The sequence below is a fragment of the Enterococcus sp. DIV0691 genome (genome assembly GCF_051711145.1).
Lineage (GTDB): Bacteria > Bacillota > Bacilli > Lactobacillales > Enterococcaceae > Enterococcus_B > Enterococcus_B hirae.
Genome location: NZ_JBIOLY010000001.1, coordinates 224917 through 251017, shown reverse-complemented (window position 1 = coordinate 251017; position 26101 = coordinate 224917). Strand labels below are relative to the sequence as shown.

General features: G+C 35.0%; 26 protein-coding genes. 3 read left to right on the top strand and 23 right to left on the bottom strand.

Annotated elements, in window-relative coordinates; all coding sequences use genetic code 11:
- Positions 1 to 8: 8 nt before the first annotated feature.
- Both IGJ11_RS01190 and fni read left to right on the top strand, forming a co-directional pair.
- The gene (locus IGJ11_RS01190) at positions 9 to 1094 is read left to right on the top strand and encodes a phosphomevalonate kinase (RefSeq protein WP_010720289.1); all 1086 of its coding nucleotides are present in this window, start codon (positions 9 to 11) and stop codon (positions 1092 to 1094) included.
- Entirely contained in the window at positions 1091 to 2137 is a 1047-nt protein-coding gene (fni, locus tag IGJ11_RS01185) for a type 2 isopentenyl-diphosphate Delta-isomerase (RefSeq protein WP_207431838.1), read from the top strand. Before IGJ11_RS01190 ends, fni begins: the two co-directional genes overlap by 4 nt.
- 237 nt (positions 2138 to 2374) lie before the next feature.
- Here fni and IGJ11_RS01180 read toward each other — a convergent pair whose 3' ends face one another.
- The 4 genes from IGJ11_RS01180 to tgt form a co-directional block, all read right to left on the bottom strand.
- Positions 2375 to 3511: a hypothetical protein gene (locus IGJ11_RS01180; RefSeq protein WP_207431837.1), complete on the bottom strand. Its 1137-nt coding sequence runs from the start codon at positions 3509 to 3511 to the stop codon at positions 2375 to 2377.
- Positions 3512 to 3990: 479 nt separating this feature from the next.
- Complete coding sequence (gene adhE / locus IGJ11_RS01175) at positions 3991 to 6588, bottom strand: bifunctional acetaldehyde-CoA/alcohol dehydrogenase (RefSeq protein WP_207431836.1); 2598 nt, start codon at positions 6586 to 6588, stop codon at positions 3991 to 3993.
- 272 nt (positions 6589 to 6860) lie between these two features.
- Positions 6861 to 7250 carry a preprotein translocase subunit YajC gene (gene yajC, locus IGJ11_RS01170; RefSeq protein ID WP_010720295.1) on the bottom strand — a complete coding sequence of 130 codons (390 nt, stop codon included), beginning with the start codon at positions 7248 to 7250 and terminating at the stop codon, positions 6861 to 6863.
- 92 nt (positions 7251 to 7342) lie between these two features.
- Positions 7343 to 8488, bottom strand: a complete 1146-nt coding sequence (tgt, locus tag IGJ11_RS01165) for a tRNA guanosine(34) transglycosylase Tgt (RefSeq protein WP_010720296.1) — start codon at positions 8486 to 8488, stop codon at positions 7343 to 7345.
- Positions 8489 to 8696: 208 nt separating this feature from the next.
- On the opposite strand from tgt, the gene IGJ11_RS01160 reads away from it, so the two are divergent.
- Positions 8697 to 9398 carry a DUF975 family protein gene (locus IGJ11_RS01160; RefSeq protein WP_207431835.1) on the top strand — a complete coding sequence of 234 codons (702 nt, stop codon included), beginning with the start codon at positions 8697 to 8699 and terminating at the stop codon, positions 9396 to 9398.
- A 101-nt stretch (positions 9399 to 9499) separates the two neighbouring features.
- Here the strand turns inward: IGJ11_RS01160 and IGJ11_RS01155 are convergent, their stop codons facing one another.
- From IGJ11_RS01155 to IGJ11_RS01065, 19 genes are all read right to left on the bottom strand, one after another.
- Entirely contained in the window at positions 9500 to 9709 is a 210-nt protein-coding gene (locus tag IGJ11_RS01155) for a PepSY domain-containing protein (RefSeq protein ID WP_368014327.1), read from the bottom strand.
- Complete coding sequence (locus IGJ11_RS01150) at positions 9675 to 10127, bottom strand: hypothetical protein (protein ID WP_207431834.1); 453 nt, start codon at positions 10125 to 10127, stop codon at positions 9675 to 9677. Before IGJ11_RS01150 ends, IGJ11_RS01155 begins: the two co-directional genes overlap by 35 nt.
- Positions 10128 to 10418: 291 nt before the next feature.
- Positions 10419 to 10835 (bottom strand): Ohr family peroxiredoxin, encoded by a 417-nt coding sequence (locus IGJ11_RS01145; protein ID WP_010736880.1) that lies wholly within the window; start codon positions 10833 to 10835, stop codon positions 10419 to 10421.
- Between the two features lie 249 nt (positions 10836 to 11084).
- Positions 11085 to 12506 carry a flippase gene (locus IGJ11_RS01140; RefSeq protein WP_010720300.1) on the bottom strand — a complete coding sequence of 474 codons (1422 nt, stop codon included), beginning with the start codon at positions 12504 to 12506 and terminating at the stop codon, positions 11085 to 11087.
- A gap of 5 nt (positions 12507 to 12511) precedes the next feature.
- A complete protein-coding gene (locus IGJ11_RS01135) occupies positions 12512 to 13678 on the bottom strand; it encodes a nucleotide sugar dehydrogenase (RefSeq protein ID WP_207431832.1) in 1167 nt (388 codons plus the stop codon).
- A 3-nt stretch (positions 13679 to 13681) separates the two neighbouring features.
- Positions 13682 to 14533 carry an NAD-dependent epimerase/dehydratase family protein gene (locus tag IGJ11_RS01130; protein ID WP_010736877.1) on the bottom strand — a complete coding sequence of 284 codons (852 nt, stop codon included), beginning with the start codon at positions 14531 to 14533 and terminating at the stop codon, positions 13682 to 13684.
- A complete protein-coding gene (locus IGJ11_RS01125; RefSeq protein ID WP_161652308.1) occupies positions 14533 to 15678 on the bottom strand; it encodes a glycosyltransferase family 4 protein in 1146 nt (381 codons plus the stop codon). Before IGJ11_RS01125 ends, IGJ11_RS01130 begins: the two co-directional genes overlap by 1 nt.
- Positions 15679 to 15694: 16 nt before the next feature.
- Positions 15695 to 16771 carry an EpsG family protein gene (locus tag IGJ11_RS01120; RefSeq protein ID WP_010720304.1) on the bottom strand — a complete coding sequence of 359 codons (1077 nt, stop codon included), beginning with the start codon at positions 16769 to 16771 and terminating at the stop codon, positions 15695 to 15697.
- Entirely contained in the window at positions 16768 to 17808 is a 1041-nt protein-coding gene (locus tag IGJ11_RS01115; protein WP_010720305.1) for a glycosyltransferase family 2 protein, read from the bottom strand. Before IGJ11_RS01115 ends, IGJ11_RS01120 begins: the two co-directional genes overlap by 4 nt.
- A gap of 5 nt (positions 17809 to 17813) precedes the next feature.
- Positions 17814 to 18800: a hypothetical protein gene (locus IGJ11_RS01110; protein WP_010720306.1), complete on the bottom strand. Its 987-nt coding sequence runs from the start codon at positions 18798 to 18800 to the stop codon at positions 17814 to 17816.
- A gap of 13 nt (positions 18801 to 18813) precedes the next feature.
- A complete protein-coding gene (locus tag IGJ11_RS01105) occupies positions 18814 to 19938 on the bottom strand; it encodes a glycosyltransferase (RefSeq protein WP_010720307.1) in 1125 nt (374 codons plus the stop codon).
- A gap of 7 nt (positions 19939 to 19945) precedes the next feature.
- On the bottom strand, positions 19946 to 20638 hold the full coding sequence (locus IGJ11_RS01100; RefSeq protein WP_096709714.1) for a sugar transferase: 693 nt from the start codon (positions 20636 to 20638) through the stop codon (positions 19946 to 19948).
- Positions 20639 to 20672: 34 nt separating this feature from the next.
- Positions 20673 to 21440, bottom strand: coding sequence for a tyrosine-protein phosphatase (locus tag IGJ11_RS01095; RefSeq protein WP_010720309.1), 768 nt, complete (start codon positions 21438 to 21440; stop codon positions 20673 to 20675).
- Complete coding sequence (locus IGJ11_RS01090) at positions 21437 to 22162, bottom strand: hypothetical protein (RefSeq protein ID WP_228197237.1); 726 nt, start codon at positions 22160 to 22162, stop codon at positions 21437 to 21439. The genes IGJ11_RS01095 and IGJ11_RS01090 overlap by 4 nt, the downstream gene beginning before the upstream one ends.
- A 148-nt stretch (positions 22163 to 22310) precedes the next feature.
- A complete protein-coding gene (locus tag IGJ11_RS01085; protein ID WP_010736874.1) occupies positions 22311 to 22994 on the bottom strand; it encodes a class D sortase in 684 nt (227 codons plus the stop codon).
- Positions 22987 to 23565 (bottom strand): LPXTG cell wall anchor domain-containing protein, encoded by a 579-nt coding sequence (locus IGJ11_RS01080; protein ID WP_223603460.1) that lies wholly within the window; start codon positions 23563 to 23565, stop codon positions 22987 to 22989. The genes IGJ11_RS01085 and IGJ11_RS01080 overlap by 8 nt, the downstream gene beginning before the upstream one ends.
- Before the next feature lie 353 nt (positions 23566 to 23918).
- On the bottom strand, positions 23919 to 24617 hold the full coding sequence (locus IGJ11_RS01075; protein ID WP_010720313.1) for a CpsD/CapB family tyrosine-protein kinase: 699 nt from the start codon (positions 24615 to 24617) through the stop codon (positions 23919 to 23921).
- An 11-nt stretch (positions 24618 to 24628) separates the two neighbouring features.
- Positions 24629 to 25333 carry a YveK family protein gene (locus IGJ11_RS01070; protein WP_010720314.1) on the bottom strand — a complete coding sequence of 235 codons (705 nt, stop codon included), beginning with the start codon at positions 25331 to 25333 and terminating at the stop codon, positions 24629 to 24631.
- 147 nt (positions 25334 to 25480) lie between these two features.
- Positions 25481 to 25942: a hypothetical protein gene (locus IGJ11_RS01065; protein WP_010720315.1), complete on the bottom strand. Its 462-nt coding sequence runs from the start codon at positions 25940 to 25942 to the stop codon at positions 25481 to 25483.
- Positions 25943 to 26101: the final 159 nt, after the last annotated feature.

Here is a 26101-nt window from a genome sequence, read left to right as displayed (position 1 = left end):
AGATTTTTATGATTGAAGTATCTGCACCAGGAAAACTTTATATTGCTGGAGAATACGCAGTTGTTGAAACCGGACATCCGGCTATCATCGTAGCCATTGATCAGTTTGTTACTGTAACCGTTGAAACCGCACGAAAAGTCGGCAGCATCCAATCTGAGCAATATAGTGGCATGCCGATTCGTTGGACTCGGCGTGATGGTGAACTTGTCTTGGATATTCGTGAAAATCCATTTCATTATATCCTTGCTGCCATTCGTTTGACTGAAAAATACGCACGAGAAAAAAATATTTTACTTTCTTTTTATGACCTAAAAGTGACAAGTGAATTGGATAGTTCTAACGGACGCAAATACGGTCTAGGCTCAAGTGGCGCCGTAACTGTCGCAACAGTCAAGGCATTGAATATGTTTTATGCGTTAAATCTTACACAGATTGAAATTTTCAAAATTGCTGCACTAGCAAATTTAACGGTTCAAGATAATGGCTCTTGTGGAGATATTGCAGCTAGTTGTTATGGTGGTTGGATTGCTTTTTCAACCTTTGATCACCAGTGGCTCCAAGAACAAGAAAAACAACATACAATCGTTGAACTCATCGAAATGGATTGGCCTGGTTTATCCATTGAGTCTCTTCCGACACCGAAAGATCTGCGTTTACTGATTGGTTGGACTGGCAGTCCTGCATCAACTTCTGATTTAGTCGATCAAGTCCATCGCTCACGTAAGGAAAAAATGGTAGCCTATCAAAAATTTTTACAAGACAGTACATTATGCGTTCATGAAATGATTAAAGGATTCAAAGAGAATAACATTGATTTGATCCAAGCCATGATCAGGAAAAACCGACAACTACTCCATGAGCTATCGTCAATTACGGGCGTATTGATCGAAACCCCTGCTTTAAATAAATTATGTAGCTTAGCAGAAGAATACGAGGGTGCAGCAAAATCATCTGGAGCAGGTGGTGGCGATTGTGGTATCGTAATCGTGGATCAAAAATCCGGTATCTTGCCTTTGATGAGCGCTTGGGAATTAGCAGAAATTACACCCTTGCCATTACACGTCTATAGTAACCAACGAAAGGAAAAAGGATGAATCGAAAAGATGAACATGTCTCATTAGCTAAAGCTTTTCATAGTAAACAAAAAAATGAATTTGATACGGTTCGAATCGTTCATAACCCCTTACCTGAAGTTTCCATGTCAGAGATTGATCTACATACGACTGTTGCTGGCTTAACTTTAGACTATCCTTTATATATCAATGCTATGACTGGTGGAAGTGAAAAAACTAAAAAAATCAACCATGATCTAGCGATGATCGCAAAAGAAACAAATTTAATGATTGCCACGGGTTCAGTCAGTGCAGCTTTAAAAGATTCTGCTTTAAGCGATTCTTACACGATCATGCGTGACGTTTATCCAGAAGGAAAGATCCTTGCCAACGTAGGAGCCGGCACCTCTTTAGCACGAGCAAAAGAGGCGATTGAACTACTTCAAGCCGATGCTTTACAACTCCATCTCAATGCACCACAAGAATTGGTGATGCCTGAAGGGGATCGTGATTTTTCCAATTGGAAAGAATTGATCAAAGAAATCAGCGAAGGCATTTCGGTTCCTTTGATCGTGAAAGAAGTCGGTTTTGGTATGACCAGAGAAACGATTGATGAACTAGCCGAGTTGGGGGTTCAGACAATCGATATCAGTGGCCGAAGCGGAACCAGCTTCACTCAAATCGAAAATGCTCGTCGCAAAAAAAGAGAGTTAGATTATTTAGTCGATTGGGGACAATCAACGGTTACTTCTCTGCTAGAGGCAAACGAAGCCCAACATCAAGTAGAGATTCTTGCTTCTGGTGGTATTCGCAATGCCTTCGACCTCTTCAAAGCACTTTGTCTTGGTGCCAATGCAGTAGGCGTTTCTGGAACGATCTTAACGCATCTCATGACACACGGCGTGGCAGAAACGATCCAACTAGTCCAACAATGGCAAGCAGAACTTCAACGGCTATTGACCATGGTAGGAGCTAAAACTATCCAAGAACTTCATCACCAACCCTTGATCTTATCTGGAACTACTAAAGATTGGTGCGAAGCCCGAGGAATCCCTCTGACCAAATATGGCACACGAAAGAAATAAACAAATCGATTCAACTCAAAAAGGTTGTCCAATCATCGAAAAGATGAATGACGACCTTTTTTGTCTACAAAAATACAAAGTTTTCTTAGAATGAGATTTTCTTATGGCGTTGACTCTATTTTATCCTTCACCAATCGCCTCATACGTTTGTTCTAGTTTTCATGCGATAAATAATAGGATACCAACTCTTTTGCATCTGATAAACAAAAATAAAACCTATGTATCTTTGACAAACGGCTATAATTCCATTCCTGGCATCATTGGCGGAGCGCTAGGTTTTATTATACCCATCCCCTTCCCTATCTCAGGATTACTCGTTTCACATACTTTCCCTAGTTCTTTGCTTATTAGATCAGTCAATTGTTTTTTCCCCTGCTGTTTTTCCTGAACTGCTGTTTCACGCTTAAAGTTATCTGGATTGGTTAGTAGGTAACTATAAATATCTCTCCAACTCATCTGAAGATCTCGTTCTATTTTTTTTCGTTTTTTATCCACTTTACCACCACTAAATAGATTGAGCGTTTTTCCGCCAGGGTTAATCCTGAATCGTATAATTTTTTCTAGCTGCATAGATCTTTTAAGATATAAACGTATTATGACATAATAGTCTATTTTATTTTGATTAAAACAAGGATTCTTTACATTCCCTAATTTTTTTAACGTTTGATCTAGCTCCTTAAGATTGTGGAGATTATTTTTTAATTGTTGCTTTCGTTGTTTTTCAGTCAATTCTTTAGTAACCAGTTTTAGTTCTTTTGTTGTTACTTTTTCTTTTGCTGCTATATTTTTTTCGGTTGCTGCTTCCTCTTCTGTTACTACATTATTTTTTGTTGCTGCTTCCTCTTTTAGTTTGTCATCCTCCGGTGTATTTTTTTCATCTGCGACAACTTTAGTGTTCACCACGTACTTTAATAAAGAATGATCGATCCATTTTTCACCTCTCCTACCAGTTAAATACTGCATTTCCTTCGTCAGTTTTTTTATCTCAGACTTGCAATTTTTGATTTCTTTTGCTATTTCGTTAAGCTCTTTTTTTTTGCTCTTGATCGTTTCACCATGTACTCGCTTGGTGCTTTTATATAATGCATTTTTTTTTGCTTTCACTGCGTTTTGAAGTTCCTGCTCACAATCTTCCTTTTTTTTAATTTGAGAATGCTTTTTCTTATACCAATCCTCTCTTTTCTTAGCCCGTTCTTCAATTTCTCTCTTTAGTTCATTTTTCAACTCTATGTATAGCTCAGTGCATTTGTGTACGTTTTCAAGTGGTTCTAAGTTTTCCCGCAATTTGACTTCTAATGAATCAACGGTTGACATCAATTGTTCTTTTCCCATATTTTCTTGATTTTTTGTTTTCTCAAATAATGGTTTTGTCATCCTAACAACTTCCTTCCTTTTTTCATTTTTACTTATCTAAAGTAACATGGTTCATTGGTCTTGATAAAACTACTTTTTCTAAAAAAGCGAATTAATCGTTTTTTTCTAACAAAAGAAATTCCTACGCTAGTTCTAACGATATTGATCCCCTTTCCGACAAAAAAAGGGACTGGGACAAAAGTTGTCTCAGTCTCTTCTAGTATCTCTAAAAACGAATAAACGGTGTTCAAAGAGCTGACCTTCGGCGATAAGTCAAAAAATCTCAAAACATGGGAAGCTGTTTCGCGATTTCCATCCTTAACGCTCAGGTCAAAACACTCTTTTCACGACCTCTTGTTCACGGTGAGACAAAAGTAGCATCTTCGGAAATAAGCCGAAATTTACCAAAAATTTGAGAAGCAATTTTCGGAAATTCCTTCTTATTTCTTGATGCTGAACACTTTTGTCTCAACCTCTTGATTAACTATAATTGTATTGAATTAACCATTATAAGCATCAAGAATGATTTGTTTTAGCTCACTGATCAATGGCTCTTTTGGATTTGCTGTTGTACATTGATCTTCATAAGCAAGTTCTGCCATACGGTCAACCGTTGAATCTAAGGTTTCTTGTGTCACACCTTGCGCCTTCAAGCTCATATTGATTCCAACTGATTGTCCTAATTCATAAACTGCTGTTGCTAAAGCTTCAACTAATTCCGCTGTTGTTTGTCCTTTTAACCCTAAGAACTTAGCAATATCTGCATAGTCTGTATCTGCACGGAAGTAATCATATTTAGGGAACATTGCATGTTTTTGTGGATCTTTTGCATTATAGCGGATGATATGTGGTAATAAAATGGCATTTGTACGACCATGTGGGATACCATATTCTCCACCAATTTTATGCGCAACTGAGTGACAAATTCCTAAGAAGGCGTTCGCAAATGCCATCCCTGCCATTGTAGAAGCGTTGTGCATTTTTTCTCGTGATTCCATATCAGGAGTTTTCACTGATTTTTCTAGGTAATCGAAGACTAATTTGATTGCTTGTAAGCTCAATCCTCTTGTATAATCAGAAGCCATAACAGAAACATAAGACTCAATCGCATGAGTTAATACGTCCATCCCTGTATCTGCCGTGACAGAAGCTGGTACTGACATGACAAATTGTGGGTCGACGATTGCTACATCTGGTGTTAATGCATAATCTGCCAATGGATATTTCACATGTGTATCACTATCTGTGATAACGGCAAAAGGTGTTACTTCAGAACCCGTTCCTGAAGTTGTCGGAATACACACAAATTGTGTTTTTTCTGGTTTATCGATCTTATATGTCCGTTTACGGATATCTAAGAATTTTTGTTTTGCTCCAAAGAATGAAGTATCTGGGTGTTCATAGAACATCCACATTCCTTTAGCAGCATCCATTGCAGAACCGCCACCTAATGCAATCACTGTGTCTGGTTTGAAATCAGCCATCAATTTCGTTCCTGCATAGACTGTGTTTGTTGAAGGATTTGGCTCAACTTCTGAGAAGACTTCGATTTTCACATCATTTTTACGTCTTGATAGTACTTCACGAACCGTATCACAGTAACCAAACTGCACCATACCAGGATCACAAACGATCATGACACGCTCTACGTTTTCCATTTTTTCTAAATAAAGCAAAGAGTTCTTTTCAAAGAAGATTTTTGGTGGTAATTTGAACCATTGCATATTATTTCTCCGTTTCGCTACAGTTTTGACATTGATCAAGTTGATGGCACTTACATTTCTAGAAACAGAATTTTTACCATATGAACCACAACCTAAAGTTAGTGAAGGGATCATTTCGTTGTAGATATTTCCGATTCCACCTTCTGCTGAAGGAGTATTTACTAAGATACGGCAAGCTTTCATCCGTAGACCAAACTTCACATGTAGCTCTTCATCCTCTGAGTGAATCACTGCAGTATGGCCTAACCCGCCTAAGTTCAACATTCCTTCGCATAATTCAAAGGCATGTTCTGTATTGTTTGCTTTAACCATTGCAAGTACTGGAGAAAGTTTTTCACGTGAAAGAGGGTAATCCGCTCCGACACCTTCTAATTCAGCTACTAACATTTTTGTCCCTTCTGGAACTTTGATGCCAGCTAGTTTTGCAATGTCCATTGCAGAATGTCCAACGATTGCTGGATTTACTGCGTATTTACCTTCATTCATCACTGCATCTTCTAATTTTGAAAGTTCAGCAGGTTTCACAAAATAGACTTGATGTGCTTGGAATTCTGCTTTAACTGCAGCATAGACTTCTTTGTCAACGATTACTGCTTGCTCAGAAGCACAAATCATTCCGTTATCGAACGTTTTAGAAACGATCAAGTCATTCACTGCTCGTTTGATTTTTGCTGTTTTTTCAATATATGCTGGTACATTACCTGGTCCAACACCTAAAGCTGGCTTTCCTGTTGAATAAGCAGATTTCACCATTCCTGCCCCACCAGTAGCTAAAACAATTGCGATCCCTGGATGATTCATCAACATTGAAGTCGCTTCAATCGATGGATGTTCAATCCATTGAATACAATTTTCAGGTGCGCCAGCTGCGATCGCTGCATCACGAACGACACGTGCTGCTTCAGCAGAAGATTTTTGAGCACTTGGATGGAATGCAAAAACGATTGGGTTTCTTGTTTTCAACGCGATCATTGATTTAAAAATTGTCGTTGATGTTGGGTTAGTTGTTGGAGTTACCCCACAAACCACACCAACTGGTTCAGCAATTTCAATCAAGCCTTTTTGAACATCTTCATTGATGACACCAACTGTTTTATCGTGCTTGATGTTATTCCAAATATATTCAGAAGCATACATATTTTTGATCGCTTTATCTTCATAGATCCCACGACCAGTTTCTTCAACTGCCATTTTAGCTAACGGCATATGTTGATCTAATGCTGCCATTGCCATTTCATGCACAATATGATCTACTTTTTCTTGATCAAAGTTTTCCATCTCTTTTAATGCGACATTTGCTTTCGTTGCTAATTCATCAATCATTCCTTGAACATCAATAGTTTTTGGTTGTTCTTTCTCCATTACTTTAGCCATTGTCTTCCTCCTAATGGGTCATGGTTGTTTGTTAATTAATTCACATTCTCATCATACAACAAACCTTTTCAGATGTAAACCTTTATTGTGATTTTTTTCACAGTTTTTTAAATTTCGATTAAATCCTTTATTTATCAGTGTTTTTATTTATTATCCTAATTATCCAAAGTATTTTATCAAAAAAACAGTTTATTCAAAACTTAACAAAGTCAGAGTTTTAGGATAAAAAAAGAGCCCGAGACACCGTCTCAGACTCAACTACTAAGCTTTACCTATTTGTTTTCTTTACTATCTTCAGGTGTTTCAACAGTTTCAGTAGCTTCTTCTTTCACTTCTACTGTTTCAGCAACTTTTGGTTCTGTTTTTTCTACCGTATTTACTGTCGAATCATTGGTTACGACAGTTCCAGGTTTAACCGTTTTGATGGCTGCTCGATCGTATTCTAGAAAAATCCCTTCACAATCTATAACAACTGTGCGTTTTTCATTGTCGATCTCTGAAACAACACCATGTAATCCGCCGATTGTAACTACTTCATCGCCTGATTTCATACTGTCTAGTAAATTTTGTCGTTCTTGTTGTTGTTTCTTTTGTGAACGTGACATAAAATACCACATTGCTAAAAGAGCAACGAACATGACTAACATTGGTAATGATCCCATTTTTTTCACCTCACTAACATGTATCTACACACTCAACTTTAGCAGAAAAAGGCGTGAGACACTAGTTTTTTACATAAATTTAGTGAAAAAGATTAGAAACTTTTGGCATTCTCTTTATTAAACCCATATTCCTCAAAAAAGGCTGCTCGAAATTCTAATAAATTGTCATCCATGATCGCTTGACGCACTTGTTTCATCAAGTTTAATAAGAAGTACAAGTTATGGTAAGACGTTAACCGTATCCCAAATGTTTCATCACATTTGATCAAATGACGAATATACGCACGTGTATAATTTTTACATGTGTAGCAGTCACATTTCTCATCGATTGGGCGGAAGTCATGTGCGTATTGTGCATTTTTCACGACTAAGCGTCCTTGTGAAGTCATACAAGTACCATTTCTTGCGATACGTGTAGGCAAGACACAGTCAAACATATCGACTCCTCTAATCACGCCGTCAATCAATGAATCTGCTGCACCAACACCCATTAAATAACGTGGTTTATCCTCAGGGATCAATGGTGTTGTAAACTCTAACACACGGTTCATTTCTGATTTAGGTTCGCCAACAGACAAACCACCGATTGAATAGCCAGGGAAATCCATTGAGATCAAATCTTTTGCACTTTGGCGACGTAAATCTTCAAACCCAGCTCCTTGAATGATACCAAATAATCCTTGACGATCAGGATTCAGATGGGCTTTTAAGCCTCGCTCAGCCCAACGTGAGGTCCTTTCCACTGATTTTTTGACATAATCATAGCTTTCATCAAAAGGAGGACATTCATCGAAGCTCATCATGATGTCTGATCCTAATTTATTTTGGATATTAATTGCTTTTTCTGGTGATAAAAACATCCGAGAACCATTTAAATGATTTTTAAAATGGACACCCTCTTCTTCGATGTTACGCATATCGCTTAGCGAGAACACTTGAAAACCACCTGAATCTGTCAAAATCGGTTGATCCCAATTCATGAACTTGTGTAAGCCGCCTGCTTCTTCTACCAAGTCTTCTCCAGGTCTTAACCATAAATGGTACGTATTACTTAAAATGACTCCCGCACCCATTGCTTTTAATTCTTCAGGTGACATGGTTTTGACAGTTGCTAGTGTTCCCACAGGCATAAACATTGGTGTGGGAAATGTCCCATGAGGAGTGATCAATTCACCAAGACGGGCACCGGTATGTTTTTCTTTTTTGATTAAACGATAACGAATGGCAGGTTGTGTCATTCAATTCCCTACTTTCTCTATAATAATCGCATTGACAACTCCCATCATCATAATCGTTCTAACTCTTTTTTGCAAGGGTTCATTGGGTAACAGGTGTTTATTTAACCTTCATTTTTTAAAGAAATTATAATAACAGATAAAAGATAAAGAAAGCCAAATTGTTTCTTCTTTGTTATACTTATGGCATAAATAAAAAGGAGTGAAACTCATGCTATCTTCAAAAGAACTGAAACAACAAGCAAAAGACAGTTTAAAAGGACGCTGGGGACAAGCTGTATTATTGAATTTAGTCCCAACGTTAATCACAATTGCACTCATTATGATCATAGCTATTCCGACCGCTTTATTATTTGCTCATTCTTATAATGATCCTGCAGCTGTCCAAGATATGGCAAACAATACCAACGGAGGTGCTGCTTCTAGCGGTGGTGGTATTGTGTCTGGTATTATCAGCGCACTATTTATGAGTGGGATCTCATGGACCTATCTAGATATCCTGCGTGGAACCAAATCGACCATCGAACCATTTAAAGATGCCTTTCGTGGTTTTACAGGATTATTTCTTGGTGGTGTGATTTTACTAGCTATTTTGATTTCGATCTTTACTACTTTATGGGCGTTATTATTCGTTATTCCTGGTATCATCAAAAGTTATTCTTATTCCCAAAGTTACTTCATTTACTATGATGTTATCACTGAAACAGGGGAAAAACCAGGAGTGCTCAATACGATCACTGCTAGTCGTAAATTAATGGATGGCTACAAAGGTAAATTGTTCTGGCTTGATCTATCCTTTATTGGCTGGCATATCTTAGCCATGCTAACTGCTGGAATTGGTTATTTATGGTTAAATCCTTATATTACAGCAACTAAAGCAGCTTTTTATGAACAATTGCCAAAAAACGTATAAAAATCAATGTCCAATGAAACGACCCTCAAAAGTTAGACCAAAAATCTAACTTTTGAGGGTCGTTTCACATGCTTCAGCCGCAGTCGCTTTTTTCATTTCGCTCACTTCTGCTCAGCTTTTAGAACTTCGCCAGTATACGCATCAACTTTGACTGTCACTTTTTTTATTTTTTCTTTAATAGTAATTGTCCAATACGATTTCCCTGATTGTCTTTCAAGGAACCACTTTACCGCTTTTCCTGTCCCATTCGTTTTTTCAGCTACATTTTCAGCTACTTTAGTAACTTCCGATAAACTTTTTAAGTTTTTGATATTGAACAGATCTGCGGATTGCTCGGTAGTGGCTTGTTCGTGTTTGTTTCGTCTGCGATATACTTTTTTTTTTGATGTTCGCTGTTTTAGTTGAAATTCTTACGCTGCATTCTTTAGTTGCATCTCTACCAGTAATTTCGTAATAGTAAGGACCAACAGTCTGACTAACTTTCACAGAAGTAATCGCTTGATTAGGATAACAAGTCTGATAAGTTTCAAGTGCTTCTTTTAATGATACATTGAATTTTTCCGGCTCCTCAATTTCATCCGCAGATGTGGACGAACTAGAAACATTGGCAACCTTGATTTCTTTCGTTTCATTCCCATAATTTTCATAAGGATAATTAAAAACAAACATCACCAACATCCCCAAACTAAAACTAGTTAATACCGTTAAACACCATACAAACAACTTCATCTTTTCCGCTCCTTCACAATCAATTGTTAGATTCTTGAAATGAACGATTAATCGTTCTTTTTTTAGGAGTTTGAGGCTGGATGAATTGAATCCTCCAGCCTCATTGAGAGAATATAAGAGATAAAGCAAATAATATATCCCTATGTCTTTATTCTACTTAAATCTTTCATCTTATTTTTTTTATTTTTTTACCATCTAGTCATGAACAAATAAAAAAAAAACATATTAGAAAAGCTCCCCCATGGCTTTTCTAATATGTTTCATCATTACTTTTGATGGAAAGGAACGATTTTAGAAGTCAGTGTCACTGATTTCTAAATTTACTGTTACATTTCCACGCAAAGCTTTTGAGTAAGGGCAAACTTGATCTGCTTCTTCAACAAAACGTATTGCTTCATCTTTCGGCATATCTTTGATAAAGACTGTCAAAAGAACTTCTATTGTAAAATCTGCCTCTCCATGATTCAGCAAGGCAACGTTTGCTTTTACTGAACTAGGTTGATTGATGTTTTTTCTAGATAAAACTAATTCTAAGGCACCGTTAAAACAGGCACTATAAGCTGCTGCAAAGAGCTCTTCGGGATTTGTTGCATCCGTGTTTTGGGTTCCAGGTGCTGCGACATCATACAAAAATTTTTTCTCTTGTGAATAAATTTTACCACTACGACCACCTGTATTAATAGTAGCTACCTCATAAATTTTGCTCATAAATTTCGCCCTCCAAAGTTGATTGTAAATATAGTAGTTGGCATCTAGGTAATTGGGTATCACATAAAAGGTTAGTGTATAGGAATGATTGGGTTGTTTACAAGAATAGTAAATTTTACCTGAAACCAAACTGCGTCTATTTACTTCTTTACTCTAAAGGATTATTCAACGTCATTTTTTCTTAAAAAAAATACGAATCTACTCTTTATTGAAATTATTAAAAATTTTGAGCAAGGAAACTACTCGTGTTCAATTTTCTTTTTTCCATTTCCCTAAACCACTCAAAATAGGGTTATAGCCAAACAAAGACGTTAGTAAAAAATAGATAGGGACGGCTATAGAAACTTGGATTAGATTAGTCAAAAAGGTAGGTGACATGCCATTTGTAATTATTCTTGTAACGAACCACATAATAATGGATGAACAAAAAATAACCAGTAAGTTTTTTTTCTTAAAGCTAAAATTTGTTTGATTCAAGAATGATTTTGTACGTACCACTGTTACAAAAATTTCTGCTAAAAGGTTTGAAAAAACCACTCCAAAAAAACCGATCCACGGTAACAAGATTAAATTAGATAAAATATTGATAACCGCACCAATTAATACAGATTTATTGTAGATTTTTACTTTGCCAATCGGTATCAAATATTGTCTAGAAATGGACATACCTAAGGGCATCACAACGATCAAAATAGAAAAAAGTGGAATAACTTTATTGATGAATAAGAATTCTTTCCCAAAAAACCAGGGAACTAATTTATCGTAAACCGTAAGCATCCCGAACATCGCTGGAACACTAAAATATAATTGTAAATGAATCGTCTTATCAATGATGTCCACCATCTTATTAATGTTTCCTTTGGCATATAACCCACTCATGTGCGGTAATAGCACCATATCAAGCGTTGTAATAACCGTGATAAATACCGTATTGATTGTTAATGAATTAGTGTAATAACCAACAGCTGTACTACCAATAAAAACACCCAATAAAGTCTTGTTTAGATTCGTATAAAGTAAAATAGCAACCTGTGGGATAAAAAATTCAAAAGATGATCGGATATGTCTAAAGCTATCTAAGAATGCTACCTTTTTAAAATTTATATGTTTATGAATAAATAGCCATGTCAATAGTTGAGATAATAAGGTTCCTACTGACTGTAGTAAAACATATAAAATCGTATCAGAAGAATCTTTAATCAAAAAGATAATTAAAATGAAAGTAACAAATTGAATTCCCAGATTGATCATGCTCGTTTTTCTGAAATCCTCGATTCCCATAAAAAACCACGAAATGTCAAACATAACAGCTATAATAGTGAGACTTTGTATATAGAAATAGATCTTATTACCTAAAAAAGTAGTAAATAACAAAAAAACTAAAAGTGTAATACATGTTAAAACTGCTTTTAATAAACAGATTTCCCAAAACGTTTTTGAAATATTTTCTTTACGATTATAAACTAATGCGATTTCTCGATTCCCATACATCGAGATCCCTAAACTAGCGACTAACACAAAATATTGAGTAATCGAATTGGTGTAATTAAAAATCCCTAATCCTCCAGGACCTAATGCTTTTGAAACAATTGGGACTGTAATGATTGGCATGATAATCTTTGTCAGTTGAAATAATGACTGATACCCAAAATTTTTAAGCACATGTTTCAATTCTATTAGTCCCTTCCAAATATATCTCGCGTATAGACTTTCATTTCTACATCTTTGAGTAACGGATCAAATCGATTGGCTAATATCACATCTGAATGCTTCTTGAACTCATCAATGTCCTTTATTACTTTAAATGTCGAAAAATGCTCCTTCTTCACTGTCGGTTCATAAATGACTACGTTAATGCCTTGATCTTTCAAAAGACGCATGATACTTAAAATAGATGAATATCTGAAATTATCAGAGCCCGCCTTCATTGTTAAACGATAAATCCCTACTATATCTGGATTTTTTTCCATGATACGATCTGCAATAAATGTTTTTCTTGTATCATTTGACTGAACGATGGCTTGGATCAGATCATTTGGCACGTGCTGGTAATTCGCTAGTAATTGTTTCGTATCCTTCGGTAAACAATATCCGCCATAACCAAAAGAAGGATTATTATAATAGTCCCCTATTCTTGGGTCCATTGAAACCCCCGAGATAATTTGAGCTGTATCTAATCCATTCATTTCAGCATAAGTATCAAGTTCATTGAAATAAGCAATCCTTAATGCTAAATAGGTATTAGAAAACAGTTTGATCGCTTCTGCTTCTGTTGAATCAGTTAAAATAACAGGAACATCTTTTATTCGAGTATTTTTTTTAAACATCGAAGCAATTTTTTGTCCTCTTTTCGTGTTTTCGCCTACAACGATACGAGAAGGATAGAGATTATCATACAATGCTTTTCCTTCCCGCAAAAATTCTGGTGAAAAAATAAAATCCTCTGATTGATATTTCTTTTTTAAATACTTAATATAACCTAAAGGAATCGTTGACTTAATGATAAATACAGCATCCGTACGTACTGCCTTTACCTTTTCGATTACTTCTTCTATGGAGGAAGTATCGAATAGGTTTTTTTCTTCATCATAATCGGTTGGAGTAGCAATCAAAATAAATTTTCCCCATGATGCTGCACTTTTGAAGTCTTGTGTAAAAGTTATTCCCAATTCTCTATTATTCAAAAATTCTTGGATCTCTTTATCTTCGATTGGGGAACAACCTTTTATTAGTTTCTCGATTTTTTTCTGATCGATATCATAAGCAACCACATCATTATTTTGGGCAAGCAACAATGCATTTGCTAGCCCTACATAGCCCATACCGAAAACAGATAGTCTCATTTCTTACACCTTACTTATTTTTTTATTTTTTGCTTGTTTTAAAATTTTTTGTATTTTTTTATTATCCCCCCATACAGCCTTAGAATCATATTTTCTATCGGGATAGGCACCATAATCCAAATGAATATTCAAGTGATTATCTGCAATGAATTGTTCGACACGTTCTTTTAATTTAACAGGATAACCTGAGCAAATATTAATGATTCCTGAGATTTCGTCTTGTTCAACAGCTGCTGCTACTTGAAAACAAAAATCATCATAGTCTAAAAAATCGTATTGGTTTTCCCCCATTGTAAAAGGAAAGTTTACCTCTTCTTCCTTGGCTTTCTCAATGATTTTTGAAAAAACCGAACTACCACCCGGTTGATTCGATACAATGTAATAAGCACGCAACCATTGAAATTTTTTATTGGTTTCTTTAGCCATAAACGAACTGAAATTTCTCAATGAATCTTTTGCAATGCCATAGTAACTCATTGGGTGTGTACTAGTGAATTCGTTAATGCAGCCTTCATAAAATCCAACTTCATGCATCGATCCCATCACTACGATTTTATCGATTCCTGATAAGAAAAATTTTTTTAAAAATAGTGCATGATCGGATAAGTTTCTAATATGACTTTCTGCATTATGGATAAATCCATCTTGCCATGCAAGATGGACTAATACGTTCGGTTCACCAAAATAATGATACGGATCAGAAATATCAAAAAGATTTTCTTGATAGATAGTGGCTTCTTTATTTATTCGATTCGTTCTGACATCTGTCGCAATAACTTCATTTCCATCATTGATCAGTTGGTCTACAATTCCAGTTCCTAAATAACCGTTTGCTCCAGTTACTAATATTTTCATCAATTCTCACTCCCAAAATTTACTATTTTTTCTATTATTTTTTCCCATGAGAAGAGGTCGAGTAACACCTGATCCCCAACAGGGATACGTTTTTTTCCCAAAAATTGAAGCATTTCGTTGATTGAGATCGGTGAATCATCATCCTTTACTTGATAAATATTTTGTTTTACTGCACTAAAAAATGGTGTTTCGCCTGATGTAATCACTGGAATTCCTTGATAAAGTGCTTCGGATACTTTGATAGCTGTCTCAATATTGGCACCTCGTAGATGTAACTTTAATGTACCGATAGCCATTGAAGCTTCACCATAAAGCTGTTCTAATTCTTGACGATCTTTATACCCATGAAATATAACGTATCCTTGTAATCGGTAAGATGCTACCAGTTGTTTTAACTCTTCAATTGCTGGTCCCCCACCAACAATGTCAAAGAAGACCTCTGGTGCTATCTCATCTTTTGTCCGATAATAATATTCAAGTCCTTCAATTAAACGATCCAGCCCATGATAAGGATAAAAATTTCCAACAGCAACTACCCGATGTGTAGGCTGTTCTTCATTTTTCTGATATAAATTGACTGGCAAATTATCCGGATCTACACCATTGTAAAAAGAAACCATCTTCGCCTTTTTTTTATTACTTGTCTTCGCCTCAATTACTGCAATCTTATTGCATTTTTTTTCATACAATCGATCACCTAAGTAATTCCATACTAGACTCAATCCACCCTTTAACTTATTGGGTGCTACATTCAATTGTTCTTTATAATAAGGATAAGTAGGAATTTCCATAATCGTTTGAATTGTTTTTTGCTGAGAGATACTTAACAGTTCACTCATTATTTTTGTATAATATTGATCCCGAAAATAGAAATGAGTCCATTCTCTCGACAACAATAATTTTTTTGTTGCTATTTGGATATCTTTTATTTTTTGACGGTGATTCGTTGCATCACTCTTTGTTAATAGACTGTCGTGAATCATCTGCTTGTCATAAAACTCACGTACTCTTATTTCTTGTTTTTTAAAATAAAGTAACCAACATTGCTTTTTATGATTGCTCATATACTTTGCTTGGGAACAGTTCTTTTTAAAAATACCTTTATTTTCTTCTGCAGAAATCCCACTCAAAAATAAGATGCTCATTGTATTTTGTCCTTTCTTATAGCCATTCATTCTGATAAAATAGCGGATTAAAAATCCTTTCAGGTATAGAGATCGAAAAATAAGAAACATAAAACCAAGCCAGAAGGTGAATAACTAACATCCCCCACAAAACGAGTTGATAATAGGTGACTTTTTTGTATTTATAACTAGCATTGATCACAGAAATATAAATCAAAGGCAATATACCTCTGGCTAAACGGTAAAATTCCACAGAATACCAAAGCAAAGGAATAAACATCAATAAAATCACCGAAGCATAAAACACATATTGTGAGAATAGTTTATTTTTTTGACTGATTGTACTTTTAGGAAATCCTAAATGTGCCCAGTATGCTAACCCCACATTCAGCAAGAAAAGAAAAATAACTTGTATCGAACCATTTGTTATTTTTTCAGTATATTGTTGGATTCTTCCGGAATTTGTTGAGAACTCTTCGATTAAATAATTCAAATAGGGAGGAGTTCCACTATAGATTACATAGATCAACTCCAGAAAAATTGCACCACCAACCATTAGTTGAATAAAAAACTTTTTGTTTTTTGAAGATAAAAATAAAAACGGTAGATAAAATAAACTGATCGTATGAAATAAGCTAGCGCTAATTATGCCAAAAAAATATTTTATTTTTTTATTTTCTACTAAATATGGAAATGAATAAATCACAAGAGATATCGCCACTAAATTCCTTAGTTGAATAGCATCAATAAAAAATAAAAATAACGTATAAATAATTATAAATAGATGAGTATTTACGCAATATTTTTTAACTGTCGCACCGATTAATAGGGTTGCAAATAAAAAGACCAACCCACGCATACCAAAGAGTCCTAAATTTAATTGTCGGCAAAACTGTGCAAAATAGTAAAAGCCGAATTCTGTCGCTTTATATTTGATACGTGCATCATCAAAATAAGTTGCTTTATAGTAGACCATGTCTGTATTTTCAGTACCACCTGCAAAAATCAATCCGAGGATCAAAACACTTAATAAGAGTAAATATTTATTGCGTTTATTTCTGAAAACTTCAATAAAATTAAGTATCAGTACAGCAAAATAAGCAACGATGATCATCCAGCAGACACCCTATTCAACATTTTTTTTATAAAACTGGTTCCATAAATCAACTGATTCAAGGTTCGATATCTCCGTTTTTCCATTAAACGACTCACCAGACATAAATAGTTTCTATAATACCGTGATGATTCTATGATTAAAGGTTTCTGTATTTTCTCTTTGGACAATAGTTGTTGGATATCTTGTAGCATCTTTTTTTGATTCGCTGTATTCATGCCGAATTGGGTATAGATATTCAACCCATGTCGTAAAAAATAAGTATAGCGATATTTTTGATAGTAGGGATAAACGCGTTCATTCCATTCAATTTCTCCAATTGTTTCTATAAATATTTGAAAATCTTTCACAGCTGAGGGATTATTTTTTAAAGAAGTACTCGTCAATTCACGTTGACTATATTGATAAACTACTTCGGGGACCAGCTGAATCGTTTGACATTTAGAAACATAGTTAAAATTGAATAAAGTATCTTCTTGCCCATAACGAAATCTTTCATCGAATTTCAAATCATACTCATCTATTATTTTTTTTCGGTACAAACAATTCCATAAATGGAGAAACGTCATTCGATGATCTAAATTAAACAAAGCATAAGCAATCTCTTTTTGATCCTTTAATTGCTTTTCTTCATAGGAGTAATCTATTTCAGACAAAAGCAGTTGTTTCTTATCAATCAACTGCATCGATTTGCCGCCTACGATCATATCTGCATCTCCGATTTTGTTAGACAAATAGACATAGATATTGGGATCAATTGCATCGTCTTGATCGATAAAACTAACAAATTCGCCTGTCGCATAAGCTAAACCTGTATTACGGGCTGCACAGATCCCCGCGTTTGTTTGATGAATCAATAATATACGTTCATCTTGTTGTGCAAATTTTTGGCAAATTTGATAACTATCATCTTGTGAACCATCATCAATCAAAATCAACTCGATGTTTTTGTAGGGCTGATTCAATAACGCTTGGAGTGTATTTTCTAAATACAAGCTTCCGTTATAGATTGGAACAATCACGCTAATTCTCTTCAATTTCCTTACTCCTTTCCACTGAAGATCCGATCGAGCCAAGTGGATAATTGATAGTTTTTGTAAAGTTGATCATTTAGTAAATGGTAGTCTGTCTCAATAAAACGTTGTGGAATAACTGGCTTTTTTCGGTCAACTACGCAAATATTATCAGGATGGTAAAAATCATAATTTTTCACTTCTGGATTTGTTGTAATCAGTTTTCTTCTCATTCCATGTGTCTCAATCGTACGCATCGTGAGACCTGATTGATTTGCTAGCTCTAGATCCAAAATAATTTTGCTCTCTTTAACCACTTCATTAACGATTGTTTGCGGAAGTGGTTGATAGATGAATTCTTCTTTTTTGGCTGTTGCGAGTGTCTTAGTTCCATATTTGTAATAATAAAAATGCCAGATAGAAGGAAGATATAGTTTGAAATAGTAGCTATATTGTTTTTTCTCACAAAGTTCTTTTACTTGATTGATAAATGAGTAACGCATGCTATGACCGAATCCCACAAAAGAAAAAAGATAGGTTGGCTCTTTTTTGTTTTTCTCATCGGAATTTATGTAGAATAATGGCAAAAAATTTAATTCTGCGTATTTCTTGCAGTCTTTCGCATCAAAACTATATAAATAATTAAAATAATCAAAGTATCTAGTCACTTGTGAAAATGTAGCAATTGAATCCCATAAATAGGCTAATTTAGGGATCGGTCCAACAATATCGGTCACCTCTTTGATGAACTTTTCAGGAAACAGTACTGGATTGATAACGAAAAAGTAATCATAATTTTCTTGTCCTATCGCTAATAAAATTTGCTTCAGATAACTCTCTCTTAAGGTATTGAACTTTGTAGAAAGTTTCATTTTGAGGTGTGAGTCCGAAGGGATCGCATTATAATACGTCACTTTTGCGCCTTTTCTTTCTAATTCTTCGATGATCAGCTGTGGATAATCGTAAAATTTCCATGCAATAAACAATATTTTTTTATCCTTTAAGCGTTTGTCCATACTATGCCTTCTCTCAATTTTCTCCGTTGTACTGTTTTGTAATCTCTCGAATCATTTGATTTAATGAATAATTTTTTTGATAGATCGCTATTATTTGTTGTTTGTCACAGCTATGCTCTGCATTTAGGATTGCTCGTGCAAATGAGTGAGGACTATCTGTATTTAATAAGCAACCACCTGTTTGTTCAATAATTTCTTCTACTCCTGTCACCTTTTTGCCAATAATCGGAACACCAGCGCGAATCGCTTCGATCAAAGAATAAGGCAACCCTTCATATCTCGAAGTGATCAAATAATGATCATACCCTGCAACGATTCGTTCACTATCCGTTCTTTCTCCTAATAAATGGACATTTCCCGTCAAATCGTGCTTGATTAAAAATGCTTTGACTTCTTTGAATAGTGGTCCATCCCCTGCCCAGACAAAATGATAATTAGGGTCTTGTTGAATGACTTCTTTTGCTACTTCCATAAATAAAAAAGGGTCTTTTTGAAAAGAAAGACGTGCGTTGTTACCAATAACAATATTCGATTCCTTCAACCCTAGAGATTCTTTGATCGTTTTTTTAGAAGGAAAGTCGATTGCAGGCAATCCATTGCGGATGACTATAAATTTGGATGGGTTATCAAGGTGTAATTTTATACCTGCCATTCGTTCTTCTTCAGATACATTAAACGTCTTCTTCGTTGCATACCTACTTAGCATCTTCTCTATCCAAATAAATAGTGTCTTCTTAGATTGCTTAAATTCCGAAGATAAGAAAGAATACGCATGTGGTGTATAAAAAACTTGCTCAATACGATTTCTTTTAGCAGCTATTCGCCCTAGCGCACCGGCTTTCGAACTATGACAATGCACAATATCCGGTTGAATTTCTTTCATTTGTTGTTTCAAGAAGCGGTAAGTAACATAATCATTTTTCACATCGACATTTCTAGTAAAGGTAGGACAGGGAATAAAGGTAGCTCGATCTTTTAACTGCATATATTGATCAGAAAAACAGTGATCCATTTTTTTTGTTCCATGAATAAAGTAAAGATCAAATTCTTCTTGGTCTAATTGTTCAATCAATTGAACGATATGTTTTCTTAAGCCGCCTTCCATTGATTCACTCAAGAGCAAAACTTTTTTTTTCATTTCCCTATCAACACGCTCCTTCAGGACGCAAAATAACAAAAAATGTACGATAGATGATTTTGAAATCAATATAAATACTTCGCTTTTCGATATATTCTAAATCTAGCATCACCATTTCAGAAAAACCGATATTGCTACGCCCGTTAATTTGCCATAAACCGGTACAACCTGGTTTGACCAATAGTCTTTGCTCATCATATTTCGTATATTGCGAAACCTCTCTTTGTAAAGATGGACGAGGACCAACTAAACTCATTTCACCTTTCAAAACATTCCATAGTTGTGGTAATTCATCTAAGCTTGTTTTACGAATGAATCGTCCAAATTTTGTTACACGTGGGTCATCTTTCATCTTGAACATCGCCCCTTCTACTTCATTCTTGCTCAGTAGCGTTGGGAGCTTTTTTTCTGCATCGACACACATCGAACGAAATTTATACATTTTGAATAACTGCTTATTTTTGCCTACTCGGTATTGGGAAAAAATGATTGGTTTTCCCGGCTCTTCCAGATATATCCTAAGAGCAATCCAAAGTAAGAGAGGTGATAAAACCACAAGGCCAATAAAGCTAAAAATAATATCAATGATTCTTTTAGAAAGTTCATATAATTTTTTGCGTTTCAGCTTCACACGATAAAATTGGACTCTCGAGCCAAAGCCCTCTTGAAATTTTTTCGTAACCTCGATATTTTCACTCATCCCATTGCCACCTTTCTTTATCGAATGGATCAAATCAACGAAAGAAACTAAATCGACGATGTTTCACTCTTTGATAAGTAAACGGCTCAATTTTGTTTTCGTATAGGATATCCATCGGCATTTTCTTTAATGATTTAACTTTTTCATTACCATAATCTTTTTGAATGATGTGATATGCTTCTTTTAAATAAAAATTCCTTTTTTCTAAACTATGGGCATCGGAAGCAATCATTTGAACCATATTTAATTGAATCATTGTTTTGGCAGTCTTTTGGATTTTTCGTCCAAACAAACCGACGATACTTGGTGCCGTTCCTTGAGCTAGCGCCCCCATATCTAAGAAAGGCAACAGTTTATTCGGATCATTAATGAATATCCTATTTCTTTCTGGGTGGACGATGATTGGTATATAGCCTTTAGCAATTAATTCAAAAAAGAGCTTTGTTGCATAAAGGGGAACGTCATTCGTCGGGAACTCTATTAGTAGAAACTGTTTTTGCTGCCCAAAACCAATAATTTCTCTTTTTTCTAAATCTTCTATCAACGTACCAGTAATACGATTTTCTTGACCTACGAGCAATTTCAGCTCAATATTGTTACGATCAAATTCAGTTTGTAATTTTGCTACTTCATTGGCTACATTCGTAGCGGGATTCAAAAATCGCCCATTCTTATGATGGGGGGTACACATCAAATGTGTGATTCCTTGTTCTCTGGCTTTCAACGCCATTTTGAGACTTTCATCGATGGTTTTCGGCCCATCGTCAACTCCTGGTAAAATATGACAATGTAAATCGATCATTTTTGAGCCCCACCTTTATTGATAACGACCTTTCTTTTTATCTCACTGATTACATACATTCCAATAGCCATAACCACAGCAAGTATCCCTGCATATATAAATGTTTGGACGAAAGACAATAAGTACCCCCGTACAAAGTAATAAACACTTTCCGTTAAAATACCGATCCGATCAATCACACCACTAAAATAGATCCATGTGGGTAATAATAGGAGTGTTCCGCCAGCGCCTAAAAACATCAAGGCGACAAATCGGAATTTTTGATGTGACCAATGAATGGTGTGGAGTAATAGCAGAAGTAGGCAAACCAAGATCACACCATTTCCAATAATCAATTGATTCAGCAACGGCTTAAATTGCTTCACTTTATTCACATAGTTAGCTAAAAATGGAATTTCTAACGATTTTTCGGTTGCTTCGATCGAAGAATCCACTAGCCTATTGATTACTTGTTCTTTGTCTTTCGTTACTTGTATGTTTTTTGTTTGAATATAGTGATTTAAATGTTGTTGGATTTTCTCTTTGATTTCTTCTTCTCCAGATAAATCGTATGTTTTCCTCATATAAAGGCTAGTTACATACTTTTTGACATTAGTTTGGACAAATGATAACGAGACAATCTCTTTTAACTGATTCGCCGGGACATTGCTACCTCTTCCAATATCTTGAATTTTCTCGTTAATTTCTTGTTGAACTAATTTTGTATATCGAGAATTTTCCATTTGCTTGCTCATGAAATTAGGATTTGCTAAGGTTACTCTGATACAAAGCAAAGACAAAAAGCAAAGACATGCAACCGAGCAAATATAGGTCAAAAATAAGCGTGCTGTTTTCTTTCTTAAACCTTTCTTCATGCCGACTATCCTTTGTTTATTTATTTTCATTGATCATCGGTCCTGCATGTAATTTTGCAGTTACAAATAATCGTTGATCCGTTAAGCCAATGCTGTCGATCGGATAACAGGTATATAGTATTAATTTGGCATTATTTCTTTGACGAATCTCCTGCTTTATCTGAGTATCATGTTTATTGGCTACTCTTACTTCTTCTACCTCATATTGATAGCTACCGTAATTCGTTTGGATTGTTATAATCTCTTGCGCTTTGATGTTAATTAACTTGCCAAATGAATCACTATTATGCCCAGCAATCAATGTAGTTCCTATTTCTCCTGGAAAAGTGGAACCCATATATTGTCCCGCGCCTTTTCTTAAAATAGTTGCTGAATCGCCAAAATATAATGGTGTTTTTAATTGGATCGAAGGGACAGATATCTCTCCATACAATTGACCATAATGAGGAAATTGAATTTTACTAGAAGAAATCTCGCTTTCTCCATTCGTAGAAAGTTGTTTGATAGCTTCTTTATGATTGTTCTCTTTAAATGTGGGTGCCTCTGCAAGTAACAATGTCTGGATAGAGGAGGTGACAAAGTGAATGACTGGTTTGCCAATCACATAAATCAAAGAATAATTGATGACCAAAAAAAGAAACGCCAACAGACATCCGTTAACTATTCGATTTAGCCCTCCCTTGATTCCTCTCTTACTCACTTCTACGTGCCACCCAATATGCGCCTCCAGCCAACATCAATACAGCACCTAAAGCCACATAGCTCGTGGTATAATCTGCACCGGTTTGTTTGATTTCATCTTCTGTAGAATAAATAGGAGTACCTGAAGGATCGACAACCGAAACGCCATCTCGATAAAAAGTCACTCTCAGATTTAAAATTTCTCCAATTTTTAAGACAATCGTTTTTAATTGCTCAATCACTGGACGTGGTAAAGCTTTGATCAGATTTTTTAGTGAATGGATCGAACGAACATCGACATTTTGTGAATTATCTAAGATCAATTGACGTGCTTCTCTTAAGTAATTTGCTACCTTTAACGCATTTTCATCTGACACCTGATGGACCTTCAGATAATTTTCTGCTTTTGTGATATCTGTAATATCAAAATCATATTTTTTCCCTTTCACCGTTACACCGGTATAAAGCTCATTTAAAATATCTCTTTCTGCGTTGGTGATTGCCCCTTGTGTTTCAGCATGAACTGCTGTCGGCAACAATAAACAGATAACTGACACCAATGTAAACAATATCCCTTTAAAATTTTTCATGATCTCTCCGCCTTTCATTAATAAATCCTGTAAATTTAGGATTAACTATGTCTTTTATTCTACTGAGAACCCTCACTTGATTTTTTTTGTTTTTTTAGCCTTCAAACGAATTACTTAAAAAAATAAAAAATGATTTGTATACATAAAAAGAGTTTGAGACAAAAAATTTTTGTCTCAAACTCTTTCATAATTATAAAAGGAAATAAATGAGAGACCTCAGTGTCAGCCTCTTACGACAAATGATTTTTTTCAAAACTTAGGGTCTTCTTTGAAAAAGTTCTTTTGTTTTGTCATTCGTGTACTTTGATGCTTTTCTCTTTAGCAAAGAGTTTCATTTGGAACATGATAGCAGGTCACGATCCATAGTAGTAATAGCCTTGATTTTCATCCTCTTTAGAAGCATTGTAAACTACTCCTAAAATATTGGCATTTACTAATTCCAGTAGATGTTTAGCTATTCGAAAATTCGCTTTTTTTGTTAACTTTTCACTGACTACCATAATCGTTCCATCCACTTTTGAAGACAGTATTTGTGCATCTGTCACGGCAGTCAAGGGAGGGGTATCGAATATGATCATGTCATAGGTTGCTTCCAACTCCTCAATCACTTCTTCTAAGCGAGAAGAACCTAACAATTCAGCCGGATTAGGAGGTTTCGGTCCACTTGTCATAACAGAAAGATTTTTTTCAAAACTTTCTTGTATACATTCTTTAGCCTTGATGTTTGTACCTAATAATGTGCTAAGACCTACATGTTTCTCTAAAGAAAAAATTTTGTCTAGGGTTGGCTTCCGCATATCTGCATCTATGATCAATACTTTTTGCCCTAGATTTGCGTAAACCACTGCTAAATTAGCTGCTGTAGTTGATTTACCTTCACCTACACCTGGCGAAGTAACCACTAATGTTTGCACTTTTTTACCATAAGGAAAACTATATTGGATATTGGTCCGAATCGTTCGATAGCGTTCTGTAATCGGTGAAGTTTTATCCATGATTGTAATTAAATTTTTTCTGACTGTGGCATTTCTTCCTCTTCTTGTCTTTCTCATTGATTACACCCTTACTTCTTTTTTCGATTTTTTTTCTCATTGTCATCCATATAAGGGATACTTCCCAGTACCACCATATTAAATTCATTTTGAATCGTCTCACTATCACTGATTGTTCGATCCATGAATTCTAATATCATAATGATCATCAAACCAATAAATAAACCAATAAGCAATCCTTTGGCCAAAACTATTTTTTTATGTGGCTCTGTTGGTGTTGCACTAAGCGTAGCTTTTGAAATAATCGAAATGCGATCTACATTGAGTAATTTTTTTGCATTCTTCTGAAATTTTTCGGCTGTAACGTTAGCAATGTATTGGGCAAGTTTTGGATCAGGATCCGTTGCGACAATCGAAAACATTTGAGAATTTTCCTTTTGTTTGATACTTATAAGGTTTCGTAATTGCTCAATTGTTAAATGGACACCAAAATTTTTCGCTAAGTCTTGAGACACCTCATCCATTATCAAGTCTCCAGTAATAATGTCTTTATAGGTGGTAATCATTTGCAAGTTGCTGTTGACATCATTAATGTCTGCCGTTTCGTTTTTAGGTAAAGTAACGATTAATTGGGCTTGTGATTCATACTTTGGGACTAAGACAAATGCAATCAAAAGCATGGACATAATTAAACCTAATAAAGCAGAAATCACAATCGCAAATTTTCTTTTTTTTATGATACGCCAAAATTTCTCTATGTTTACTGTTTGCTCCATCCTTATCTCTGATTCTCCTAAATAAAATTATTTATAAACTATTTTTGCTCATTAATTGACGATGTTCACTTTGAAAGAAAATAATACTTTTTTTATCTTTCTTAGTTGCTATCAATTATCTAAGGGATACTACAGTCAACTATTGACTTAATCAATCTTACTGAAATTAGTTTTTTCATTATCCGTTACATATTTGATGACTGTATATTGCTTGAATGAATCTGGTTTTTCAAATGAAATCACTAGATCAAAATCAGACTCTTTACCTTCATAACTATATTTCCCATAAATTTCTTTGACATTTTTATATTCTTGGCCTTTTCCTTTAACTGTCTTTAAATCAGCTGTTGATAATGTTTCTTTAATAAACTTCAATTTTTTTGGGTCCAATTTATTATTTTGGGTAATCGTTTTTTCAGCAATTTTTGTTAATTGCTTTACTTCTATATCTTGCTTATCGGCCCATGTCATTTCACTACTTGTCTGCGTTGGTTGACTGGAAGAAGCTGTACTATCAGTGCTAGTTGTATTAGTAGTTTTAGTTGATTTACCTGCCGAGCAGCCTGCCAATGCGAAGACAACCATACTTGCTAAAATTATTTTTTTCATTTGTTCATCTCTCCTTAAAATCATTTATCTCATTCTTCCTAAATTAGTACAAAAAAATTTAGTTGCTATATTAGTATAGTATTTTCGTTCATAATACTTTCCTAATTTTTTTATAGAACCCCACAAAAAAATTAATAATAAAAAAAATCCCTTTTAAAA